4 protein-coding genes and 1 pseudogene are annotated in these 12,486 nt (G+C 45.4%); 1 reads left to right on the top strand and 4 read right to left on the bottom strand.

From position 1 onward, the window contains the following. Positions 1-1,807 (bottom strand): annotated as a pseudogene (locus B9T16_RS05735) (TIGR03032 family protein); the annotation flags it as partial. A 499-nt stretch (positions 1,808-2,306) separates the two neighbouring features. Here B9T16_RS05735 and B9T16_RS05740 point away from each other — a divergent pair. Further along, positions 2,307-2,840: a CDP-archaeol synthase gene (locus tag B9T16_RS05740; protein WP_410244286.1), complete on the top strand. Its 534-nt coding sequence runs from the start codon at positions 2,307-2,309 to the stop codon at positions 2,838-2,840. A 97-nt stretch (positions 2,841-2,937) separates the two neighbouring features. On the opposite strand, the gene B9T16_RS05745 is transcribed toward B9T16_RS05740, so the two are convergent. The 3 genes from B9T16_RS05745 to B9T16_RS05755 form a co-directional block, all read right to left on the bottom strand. After that, positions 2,938-9,360, bottom strand: a complete 6,423-nt coding sequence (locus B9T16_RS05745) for an Ig-like domain-containing protein (protein WP_410244287.1) — start codon at positions 9,358-9,360, stop codon at positions 2,938-2,940. Further along, positions 9,287-10,012, bottom strand: coding sequence for a DUF3854 domain-containing protein (locus B9T16_RS05750; RefSeq protein ID WP_410244288.1), 726 nt, complete (start codon positions 10,010-10,012; stop codon positions 9,287-9,289). The genes B9T16_RS05745 and B9T16_RS05750 overlap by 74 nt, the downstream gene beginning before the upstream one ends. 145 nt (positions 10,013-10,157) lie before the next feature. Continuing rightward, complete coding sequence (locus B9T16_RS05755) at positions 10,158-12,485, bottom strand: hypothetical protein (protein ID WP_410244289.1); 2,328 nt, start codon at positions 12,483-12,485, stop codon at positions 10,158-10,160. Position 12,486: the final 1 nt, after the last annotated feature.

Below are 12,486 nucleotides of genomic sequence, written 5' to 3' on the forward strand. Positions count from 1 at the left end.
TGTTGATAAATTGGTCGTAATTTTCCCAATCACATAACTGGAGCTTGACAAATTCGATGTGATGTGATATGGCGGGGTAGTTCGGGTTGAGTTGTTGCACTCGTTGGTAGGCGAGTTTAGCTAGGGTAAATTGACTTTGAAATTCCCAAATTTGGGCGAGTTGGAAGTAGGCTTCTGTGTAGTTGGGTTGGTGGCTGGCGGCGGCTTGAAAGAGTTTGATGGCTGCTTCTAATTTAGCTTGTTGTTTGTACAGTAAGCCGAGGTTGTACAGGGCGGGAACACATTGGGGGTTCATTTCTAGGGCGCGTTTGAGTCCGGCTTCTGCGGGTTGGAGTKGGTCTTGCAGCAGATAAATTGAGCAGAGGTTGGCGAGGGTTTCGGGGAGGTTGGGGTTCAGTTTCAGGGTGTTTTGATAACAGATTATGGCTTCGTTGTATCGCTGTTGTTGTTGCAGCAATGTACCTAGGTTATTGTGGGCGGGGATATAGTTGGGGTTGGCGAGTATGGCTTTTTTAAAGCAGGTTTCGGCGCCGGCTAATTGACCCTGTTTTTTGAGGGCTTGACCTTGTTCAAAGTGTTGTTGATAGGTTGTGTTTTTGGGGGGAGATGATGGGGGGCTGAAGGTGGCTTGTGGGGGGTCAATAATTGGTTGTTTGCTGAGGTTGCTAGTTAGGGCTATGGCGGGGGTTAGCTGGGAGTTTTGCCAGTTGATGCMTCGAAATAGCAGGGTTTCTGGSCKSKWKWYSSKGKTSRTTTGGGGTGGGGTTAAGTTGATGGGTTGTCCGATAGTTATGAGTTTGGAGATGTTCCCGGTTTTGAATCCTAATGCCATGGGACAACGGACTTGGGGTAGAATGGCGACATCGTAGATTTCGCTGGCCTCGGTGTCCATGTCTAGCCATTCGATGATGTCCCCGCTGGTGATGTCGATGATCACGATGCCACAACGGGGGGCGGCTTGTTTTTGTTGTAGTTTTTCTTCGAGTAATAAGCCACAGAAGTGATAGTCTCTGGGTTTGGAGAGTCCGACTATGGCATAATTGCCAATGAAGATTAACCCCCGTCCGTAGCCGGGACAGAAGGTGACGGGGATAAATTGGTTGTTGTCAATATAGCCGAGTTCTCCGGTGCCTGAGTTGAGTAGCCAGAGTTGGTTTTGATGCCACCGGGGAGAGTGGGGCATTGATAAACCTTGGGCGATGATTTGGTTGGTGTGAATGTCGATGACGATTCCTCCGTCTCGCCTTTGGTGTCGCCAACCGGAGGCTACGTCTGATTGGCTGATGGCGGTAACATAGCGGGGGATGCCATTAACTGTGGCGATTCCGTTGAGGTGACAACGGTCTTCGGGGGCGAGTTTGGAGATAAATTCGGGTTTCCATAAGGGGGTAAAGCTGTGTTGGGGGTGGAGTGTGGCTAAACAGCTATATTCGGTGTTGGCAAAAATTAGGTTTTGGTTGGGGTCGATCGCTATAGCATGGATGTCTAGGTCTCCGGTGGTGTGGGCGACTCGGGGGACATAAAGGCGATCGCATTTGTCTTGCAGCAGTTGACCAGCTTCGAGGACGTTTTCCAGTCGCCAAATTTGATAGCGGGTGGCGAGGTAGAGGCGGTCTGAGGTGGCATGAAGTGCCATGGGACGGTCAAATTCCCATACGGGGGTATAAATTTGGCCGTCGGGTTGGATACCGATTAGACAAAGGCGGTTGGTTTGATAGGTGGTCAGTCCTAGGCTGAGTTGCTGTTGGTCTAGCCATTCTAGGAAATGACGGGAGTAGGGAATGGTGAGGGTTTTGGGATTAGACATGAAATGAGTTAGGTAAAATACAGTTCCTGAAAAAGCCATAATCGGTGAACTTCAGAACCCAGAAGGTTGGTAGCAGAGGTTCACCAGCCCAGGGGGCTGTGGCAATTCTCAAGACTATCCACGACAAATATCCCCTCCCTCTGACTAGAGTTTTTAGAGGGGGTGATATGTCAAGTTTTTTTCGACGTAGATGCAACCAGTCCCCAGATATGCTTGGGAGTCGGCAACTTCAGAACCCAGAGGGTTTGTAGTAGAGGCTCACCAGCCCCCTGGGTTGCGGCAATTCTCAAAGCGGACGAGACATTTTCTTACCTCACCTATACTATATATCTTAGGAGTTGATATATCAAGTTTTTTTTGGAGATAGATGGAATCAGCCCCCAGATATGCTTGGGAGTCGGTAATGTGATTACCGTTTCCCACTACCTAGGGCGCGGGATAATGGATAATGGATTGACTCTATTAATCTCTGGACATGGAATTATCTGATACATTACTAATGCTAACCTGGGACTTACTTAATTTGATGTGGATAGCCTGCGGGCTATTTGTGGCCGGAGTTTTAGAAGCCTTCTTATGGAAAACTCCCCCGTTTCAACTCTTCAACTTCCCGGTGCAAAAAGAATGGTTTGGTGAAAACAAAAAATGGCGGGGTCTAATTAGCCTTCCGCTGACTTTTATGGTGAGTGTAATCGCGTTTCAATTCCTAGAATCATTGGGGGAAATTAACCCAAATTTTCCTATCCATTTCCAAGATTTTAATGGCGTTGAATTTGGTTTACTGACTGGGTTGGTGTTTAACCTGTCTGAATTACCCAACTCTTATATCAAACGAAGGCTAAATATTGCGCCCGGAGAAGAAGCGAATATGATTACCTATCTGTTTGACCATATAGACTCGACCTATGGAGTTCTGATTTTATGGTATTGTTACTTCCATTTTCCCCTACATTTTATCAGTGTGGGGCTCATCGCAACTCCCTTATTATTTATGGGTGCGACTTGGCTACGAAAAAGGTTGGGCTTGAAGTGAGATCATACCATATCCACCAGTAGGGGTGGTTATGGAGGTACTTATATTCCTCACCACAAGCCAGAGCTACCCGCCTATAAAAGGCGGGTCAGACTCTCTAAAAAATCATAAAATCATCGGGTGATAACTCAGTTACCCCTGTGATATTTTGGAGTCTGGCTAAAATCTGGGAGTCTTCCCCGGTGGTATTATCACCATCACCATCATAAATTATGTAGGTATGGTTACCATCATCATAAGCAAACAGATTATTTCCATCCAAGACATTAGATGAAATATCAGTTTGAACGGTTAGGAGAATGCGGTCAGTATTAGGAATAAAACCACTAGAAAAGGCGATCGCATCTCCTTCCGCCTCTCCCAGACCAGTGAAATCGGCGATCGTATCATATAATCCCGTACCAATTTGTTCGTTAATACTACCTGTGCTATCAGCATTAAATGCTGTGCCGCCACCATCATCAGGACTCTGGTATAAAAAGCGATTATTTCCCTCTCCTCCTAGCAAAGAATCACTCCCCAAACCACCCACTAGGGTATCATTACCACCCAATCCTAATAAGGTATCATTACCAGCACCACCAGTTAACAAGTCGCCAAAACTACCGCCTTCAACACTGACAGGATCATCCCCAGGCGCCGGTCTCCTATCAACCAAAACTGTGGCGGTTACTGACTGGCTATCGGCACTAATCGTGTATGTAAATCGATCCTCCCCGACAAAAGTACCAATGATGTTGTACCTCATTTCATCAGATGCTGCTTCCCAAGCAGGTATAGCCGAACCACTTTCGGCTGCATCATTTTCAACAGTAGGATTCTCACCCTCTGGAAAGATATCATTAGCGAGTATATCAATAAATAAGTTCCCAGATTGAATATTGGTAACAATCGGACCGACATCATTAGCAATCAGAGGCACAAACATATCAATAGTTGTCCGAGGCTGATTACTGTCATCATTGCCATCATTAACCACAACTGTTACTATCCTGTCTGTGGTATTAGGACGGTTTGAGGTATTGTTGTAAAATATCCGGGAAATGGCTGTTTGATAGTTGGCGAAAGATGCACTACCAGACAGCCTAAGAACCCCCGTTTCTGGATTATAGGCTTCGGCGGTGATACCCCCCGGAAGTCCGCCAATGACGGATAAACCCTCATCTTCCCCATTGATGGGATTGGTCAGAGTAATAGTTGCGGATTGGATGGTAGTATCATCTGGGTCGGTAATTCTGACATTATTAGAAGCGATCGCCACTGGACCGGCTTCGGATTCAAAAGTAGTAGCAAAGTTGTTACCGCCAGCGACACTGTTAGTCGTATCTAAATCAATCACCGGGGGGTCATTAACCGCCACCACAGAAATAGTGCTAACAGCTAGGGGGTTATTATTATCCCTGCCATCATTTACCACTACTTCAATCCGGCGATCGCTTGTATTGGGATCGAGGGAACGATTTATATATGTTACCGTTGCCAGGACTTGTTCATAAACACTCAGGGAATTTTCCCCAGAGAGTCTTAACACCCCCGTAGCTTGATTATAATTAGCCGTAATATCGGTATCACCCGTATTAACTGCTAATTCCTCAAAATCCCCATCCAACAGATTAGTAATCCTGACAGTAGCCCCCACTAGGCTATCATTATCAGGGTCGGTAATACTGACACCATCAGCAGAGGCGATCGTCACTGGTGGCTGTTTTTCCGTGAAAGTAGTCGCAAAATTCAGAGTTTCCGAATCATCAGGACTCAGATCCACAACAGGACGTTCATTAACCCCTGTCACAGTAATAGTCACAGTAGCGGTGGCTGTAAGACCCATATCATCAGCTACTGTGTAGGTGAAGGTATCTTCTAAAGTCTCCCCTTCCTGCAATCCTATAAATGATTCTACCTCCCTTGGATCAAAGGTGTAGCTACCATTAGGATTAACCGTAACCGTAGCACCCCGAGAACTATTAGAGTCAAAATCAACCACCTCTAACGGACCGCCTTCGGGGTCGGTATCATTACTCAACACACCCCTAGGCGCATTCACAGTTAGAACCGTATTAGCCAGGGTACTATTACTGTCATCGACAGCTACAGGAGGTTCATTAACTCCGGTTATAGTAATGCTGACCGTCGCCGTATCCTGATTACCATCAATATCCTCGATAGTGTAGGTGAAAGTATCAACTATCTCCTCTTCTTCCCGCAACGCCAATAAAGCATTAGCATTTCTGGGGTCGAATGTATAACTACCATCGGGATTAACTTGTACTGTAGCACCCTGAGCGCTCCTGCCATCAAAAGCCACAACCGTTAACGCATCCCCGTCTAAATCGAAGTCATTGGCGAGAACCCCCTCCGATGACTCAACACTCAAAATTTGGTTAGCAAAGGTGTTATTCTCGTCATCAACAGCCGTAGGGAGAGATTTTACCAGCACCGTCACCGTAGCCGTGTCAGTACCTGAACGTCCATCACTAATGGTGTACTCAAAACTAGCTGCTCCGAGAAAGTCCGAGTCGGGAGTAAATAACACATCACCCGCCTCTGGGTCTAGGTCTCCTGTACCGTTATTAGCATTAGCCACTTCTATGMTAGTGAGAACATCACCATCAGGGTCGCTATCATTAGCTAGTAGAGTTTCCCCAGGGATGTTTATAGCAGTATTTAGTAAAGCATCAACCTGATCATCTTCCGCGACGGGTGGTCGGTTTAGGGTTTCAATGGTGATGGTATCTGTAGCCGTTAAAGGATTATCAGGATCTCCACCACCTTGGTCATTAGTCGTAATTTCCAAGCTACCATTTTCGTTGAGAAACTCTGGTAATGGGGTAAATGTTAACCCTTCTAAGGCTTGGTTAATAGCTGAGAGAGTACCAGTTAAGGTGAGAGTTTCCGTGTTTTCCCCAGTAACCTCCACGGCTTCGGTATTTTCCCCTGGGGTAACTGTCCCGTTGGTCGCCGATATAGTCACCACTAACGGGTCATCCCCCGCGTCTGGGTCAGCAATGGTAATAGCATTATCAGTTTCTGTGCTAAATACTAGGGGTATATCAGCATTAGTGGCTTGGGTTTCTGGTAGGTTGTTACTGGGTGGTTCATTAACCCCGGTGACGGTAATGGTGACAGTAGCCGTCGCCGTACTACCCATATCATCAGCTACCGTGTAGGTGAAGGTATCTTCTAAGGTGGCACCAAAGCGCAATGCTACAAATGATTCTACCTCCCTTGGGTCAAAGGTGTAGCTACCATTAGGATTAACCGTAACCGTAGCACCCCGAGAACTATTAGAGTCAAAATCAACTACCTCTAACGGACCGCCTTCGGGGTCGGTATCATTAACCAAAACTCCCTCAGTCTCACTTACGGTTAAGACTGTATTAGCTAGGGTACTATTACTGTCATCGACAGCTACAGGAGGTTCATTAACTCCAGTTACAGTAATGCTGACCGTCGCCGTATCCTGATTACCATCAACATCCTCGATAGTGTACGTGAAAGTATCAACTATCTCCTGTTCTTCCCGCAACGCCAATAAAGCATTAGCATTTCTGGGGTCGAATGTATAACTACCATCGGGATTAACTTGTACTGTAGCACCCTGAACGCTCCTGCCATCAAAAGCCACAACCGTTAACGCATCCCCGTCTAAATCGAAGTCATTGGCGAGAACCCCCTCCGATGACTCAACACTCAAAATTTGGTTAGCAAAGGTGTTATTCTCGTCATCAACAGCCGTAGGGAGAGATTTTACCAGCACCGTCACCGTAGCCGTGTCAGTACCTGAACGTCCATCACTAATGGTGTACTCAAAACTAGCTGCTCCGAGAAAGTCCGAGTCGGGAGTAAATAACACATCACCCGCCTCTGGGTCTAGGTCTACTGTACCGTTATTAGCATTAGCCACTTCTATGATAGTGAGAACATCACCATCAGGGTCGCTATCATTAGCTAGTAAAGTTTCCCCAGGGATGTTTATGGCAGTATTTAGTAAAGCATCAACCTGATCATCTTCCGCGACGGGTGGTCGGTTTAGGGCTTCAATGGTGATGGTATCTGTAGCCGTTAAAGGATTATCAGGATCTCCACCACCTTGGTCATTAGTCGTAATTTCCAAGCTACCATTTTCGTTGAGAAACTCTGGTAATGGGGTAAATGTTAACCCTTCTAAGGCTTGGTTAATAGCTGAAAGAGTACCAGTTAAGGTCAGAGTTTCCGTGTTTTCCCCAGTAACCTCCACGGCTTCGGTATTTTCCCCTGGGGTAACTGTCCCATTGGTCGCCGATATAGTCACCACTAACGGGTCATCCCCCGCGTCTGGGTCAGCAATGGTAATAGCATTATCAGTTTCAGTGCTAAATACTAGGGGTATATCAGCATTAGTGGCTTGGGTTTCTGGTAGGTTGTTACTGGGTGGTTCATTAACCCCGGTGACGGTAATGGTGACAGTAGCCGTCGCCGTACTACCCATATCATCAGCTACCGTGTAGGTGAAGGTATCTTCTAAGGTGGCACCAAAGCGCAATGCTACAAATGATTCTACTGTGGTTGGGTCGTAGGTGTAGCTACCATCAGGATTAACGGTAACTGTAGCACCCCGAGAACTATTAGGGTTAAAATCAACTACCTCTAACGGACCGCCTTCGGGGTCGGTATCATTAACCAAAACTCCCTCAGTCTCACTTACGGTTAAGACTGTATTAGCTAGGGTACTATTACTGTCATCGACAGCTACAGGAGGTTCATTAACTCCAGTTACAGTAATGCTGACGGTGGCGGTAACGGTACTACCCAGACCATTGGTAATTGTATAACTAAATGTGTCTACAATCTGTTCCCCTTCTCGCAACTGTAGAAAAGCATTGACATCCCTGGGGTCGAATGTATAACTACCATCAGGGTTAACTTGTATTAAGGCTCCCCTTTGACTGGTTGTGTCAAAGTCTACGATACTGAGTGTATCTTCTTCGATAGGAGTATCGCTGGCGAGAAGACCTGATGCAGCATCGACATTGAAAATATCATTGGCTAGAATATCGTCTGCTTCTTCTAGTGATGGTTTTACTACTACGGTAACTGTTGCTGTGTCTGTTCCTCCCCTGCCGTCACTAATGGTATAATCGAAACTTGCTCGACCTTGTAGATTGGGAGTTGGGGTGAATTGAATGCCATCACTGGTGAGTTGAGCGGTTCCACCTACGGCATTCCCGACTTCAGTTAGGGTTAGTTCATCTTCGTTGGGGTCGCTATCGTTAGCGATAAGTTCTTCGGGAGCCAGAATCACTGGTGTATTGGTAACTGTTGTGGCTACATCATCTAGTGCATTGGGAGGTAAATTAAGAGCGTTAATGGTGATGGTACTTGTGTCGGTTAAAGGACCGCCTTCTCCGGTGTTTCCGAGGTCGTTGGTGGTAATTTCTAACTCTCCGTTTTGAGCGTTAAATTGGTCGGTGGGGGTAAAGGTTAAACCATCTAGGACGCGGTTAATTGAACCTATTACACCTGTCAGGGTTAGGGTTTCGGTGTCGCTGCCATTAATTTGCACGCCTTCTGTATTGGTGCCGACTGTTAAAATGCCGTTGGTGGCAACTAGGCTAACTTCTACTGGGTTACTACCAGCATCAGGGTCGGAAATACTAATGGAATTGTTGTTCTCTTCACTGAATACTAAGGAGGTTTCTGCATCGGTTTCTTGTGGTTCGGGAACTGTATTGGTCGGGGGGTTATTAATGGCAGTAATCCTAATGATAGAGTTGGCGGGATTACTGTCTTCAATACCATCACTAAGGATGACGGTAATTAGGCGATCGCTTGTACCTGGTGCTGGGGATGTGTTATTATAAACTATTCGGGAAATTGCATCTTCATAAGCTACCGCAGGCGCAGTTCCACTGAGTAGTAAAACTCCCGTATTTGGGTCATAAGCATCGGCGGTAATATTGGGAGATAAAGACCCGGTAATTGATAAACCTTCTTCTTCTCCATTGGCTGGGTTGGTAATAGTAACAGTGGCTGAAACTATATCATCACCATCTGGATCGCTAATGCTAATGCTACCAAGTGCGCCAATGAAAACAGGATCATCTCCTTCGGTAAAGTTGGTGCTAAAATCGTTACCAGCATCAGCAGAATTGAGGTCAATTACCGGAGGATCATTAACTAATTCTACCTCAATGAAAACGGTAGCATTAGCGGTTTGATCATCACTATCTATAACTGTATAAACGAAACTATCTACCCCCACAAAATCGCTGGGTGGTGTATAGACAAAAGATGAATTAGTATCCTCGATGATTGTGCCACCTTCGCTGGTAGTTGAAGGTAGATTTATGATGGTGAGAATATCCCCTGGTCTTGACGGACTATCATTCTCTAATAGAGTAGAATTATTAACGTTTAAGGAACTGTTTTGTGCTGTACTAAGGGTATCATTTCCGGCTGAAATACCATCAGAAGGGGTGGGAGTCGGTGTTGGTGTTGGTGTTGGTGTTGGTGTTGGTGTTGGTGTTGGTGTCGCTATCAAAGACAATATAGATTTGGCGACCTGGGGTGGCTAATTTTTGCAATTCGGGTATTAACTGAGATTTTCCGATGCGGTTTCCCCATTGGTCTCGCGGGACTCGATAGCCGCCGTTAATACCGGGAAGGGCTATGGCTGGGTATCCAGCAGTCAGTAGTGATCCGGCTTTTTTTGCGCCTTCGGTGATACAGATGGGAATTTCGTGATGATCAATAACCCATTCCCAAAATCCTAAATCGGCGCGGTCTGGTTGTATGGCTTCGGGGGAAAGGGTTACACTGTGACGATGGGCGATCGCTTCCCAAATTGATTGGGAAACTCGCAAGGCGAAAATTCCGGTGGTGGTTTGGGGAGGATGTTCGTATTTTATGGGTTTATTGCTGTGACTGCTAAGGCGAGGTTTGGCGGGCTTGAAGCATCCCCACAGATCCTCGTTTCCAGTTAAGATATCGACACCTGAACACCACCAGCCCCCTTGGTTAACATGACTATAGCGTTTAAGAATGCGATCGCATACTCGACCACCATTGCGTCTGGGTAGGTTGTCGGCATACAGCAGATAATCTAAAGGGCGATCGCCTTCTAGGGGGATAACATTCAATTGAGTTAGCTCTGGGTCAACGCAGCTTGCGTTCCATTCTATCAGATGATTCACGATATCTCCAGGAAATTCGGCACACCCCACACTGCCTATACAATCAATTGGGATTTAGGGGATTTATACTATAACCCCAGATGTGGAGTTTTTGTCAATTGATTGGCTGAATCTTCCATATATATGGGGTAATTGACCAGACCCATCACGTCCTCGCCCCATCCTGACTTAGTTTAATGATGTCAATGGCTTCTCCAATTTGGGTTAGCTGGTGGTTTTCGGAATTATAAGCCCAAACCTTTAAAGATATTTCGCCAGGGGGTAAACTAGCGGTGGGAATCCTTAGCCTCCAGCCAGATTGTGCATATTCAGGAATTCCTAAAACACTAGCAACATCCCAGCGAGGAATATTCACCTCCCCGACAGCAATTAACTGGTTATTATCCCCCAGGCTGAGATAAACAGCATCAGCGGGTTTTCGGTTTTCGGGAATTACTCCCCACCCGGTTAAAACTGAGGGTTGACCTACCCGAATTGGTGATTCTGGAATGACATCAATTGCGCCATTAAATTGGTCGGTAGTKGCGAAAGTTGGGGGGATATCACTGCGTCGCCAAAACCAATGGGATTGGACGAATTTGTGTGGGCGATATTTTTGTAAAATATATTGATAAATTAGAGAGGCTGAATCGGCTTTTAAGACTTCATCCCAGGGGTTTTGAAACCAGACATCATTAGTTAAGAGAATTATGGGGGGTTGAGTCCTTTCTAGGTCTTGGATTACCTGGTTTTGGGCGACGGTAGGTTTAGCATAGAGAACATAGCTATATTTTGAACAGGATGGCTTATTATATAGATAATACCACAATCCTTCTGATGTGACATTAAAAAAACAGGATTGATTGGCTATTTCTGGTGACATGACATTTTTGGCTTCTAAATAATCGGGTTTGAGTAATTCAGTATCAGGGACAGAGATAGCGGCTGGGAGTTGCGATAGTTTCTGGGATGCTTCCAGGACATTAAAACCAGATTCTGAGGTTAGAATAAATATCAATAACACGCCTATACTCAGCTTTTGCGGCAATGTTAGGGTTAATTGATGTAGGGGATTTTCCAGATATCGCCGATAAGCTAACAGCAATAAATATACAGTTAAAAATGCTGTCATAATTGCGCCGTGATAAGCATGACCTAAATCACTGCGGTCTAGGGTGATTCTCATATAAACGCCGGCGGCGGATAGGAGAATTAGGGTAAATAAATGTTTGCGGACAAGGAATTTAAGTTGGAAGTTATGGCTGATTAAATCCCAGGTGAGATAGGTTAAAACTCCGGCTTGAATGAGAATAGATAGCCAGAATTTTTGGGAGATAAAGGTCATTTGGAAGGGGGGAAGGGGAATGAAGGAAATGTAGCGACCATATTTTCCCCAGTAGGCGATTTGAGAGGCGATCGCATTTACTTGATCTAATCCTAAAAAAATGGCGATCGCACTCAGGGAAATGACTACCCCGGTGAAAGTTGCAGTTAACCAAGTTTTGCTAGTTTGGGAAGGTAAAAATAGGCTGATGATACAGGTAATCAAATAAACGGCTAAGAAATATATGGCGCGGTCATACACATACAAAAAACCCCCAGGAATAGACAACCCCACCAACAGGGATAAAATTATGGCTTGTCGTCTAGGAAAATGGTGGCTATCCCCGACATGATTAGATTGTAATTGTTGTGGTGTTTCCCAGGGTAGAAATAGGCGAAAATAACGGAGAGTTATGGCGATTTGAAAGACAAACCAAGTCCCTCGCCTCCCGTCAAACTTGAAGAAAATGCTATCAAAAATACACCAGAATAAACAGAGTAGTAAAAAAATGGGTAATTTTGACTTTTTTAATCCTACTAACCCGGTGATTTCCCACAAAATCCAAAAATAGCCTACAGCAGTGAGTGCATTTTGGAGATTAACAACTAGCCGACTTAAAGCAATTCCGTTATTATTGCTAATGAAACTCATGGCTATTTCTGTGGGTAAAACATCCATACCATAGCCATGAATTAAGACGGTATTAATAAAGGGCTTTTCCAGTTGGGAGAAATTCGGCCAAAATCCCAAAAATTCTCCTTCGTGGAAGGAGTCCCGCAAAAGGGAGGTAATTTGAAACTGGTTGAAAGGAATATTAATGACCCAGGCTAAGAGTAAAATTCCGGTAGCGGTTGCTAAAAACCAATTTTGGCTGAGAGTTTTGGCGGTAATGTTAATGACAGGGTGGAGATATTCTCCCGGCGATGTTTTCCGAAATTTCCAAACTATCAGAGTTAGCAGGGGGGGAGTAAATAGCAAAATCAGATATTTGAGATAATCTGTATAGGGACTGATATTCTCAATGCTGGCTTGGGAAATTACCCCGGTGGTATTGTTTCTGATCGGGATAGCAATGGGGTTGACCAGGGGAACAAAAATCATCCAACTGGTGAGGGTAATTATCAAGACTACGGCTAAACTTGGTGGGGGGGTAAATTTGCGATCGCTCATT

This window comes from Arthrospira sp. PCC 8006 (assembly GCF_046480465.1).
In the GTDB taxonomy this organism is placed as follows: Bacteria; Cyanobacteriota; Cyanobacteriia; order Cyanobacteriales; family Microcoleaceae; genus Limnospira; species Limnospira platensis.

Excerpts from the sequence above, each read along its gene's own strand:
- B9T16_RS05740 (WP_410244286.1), top strand. The coding sequence starts at position 2,307 with ATGCTAACCTGGGACTTACTTAATTTGATGTGGATAGCCTGCGGGCTA.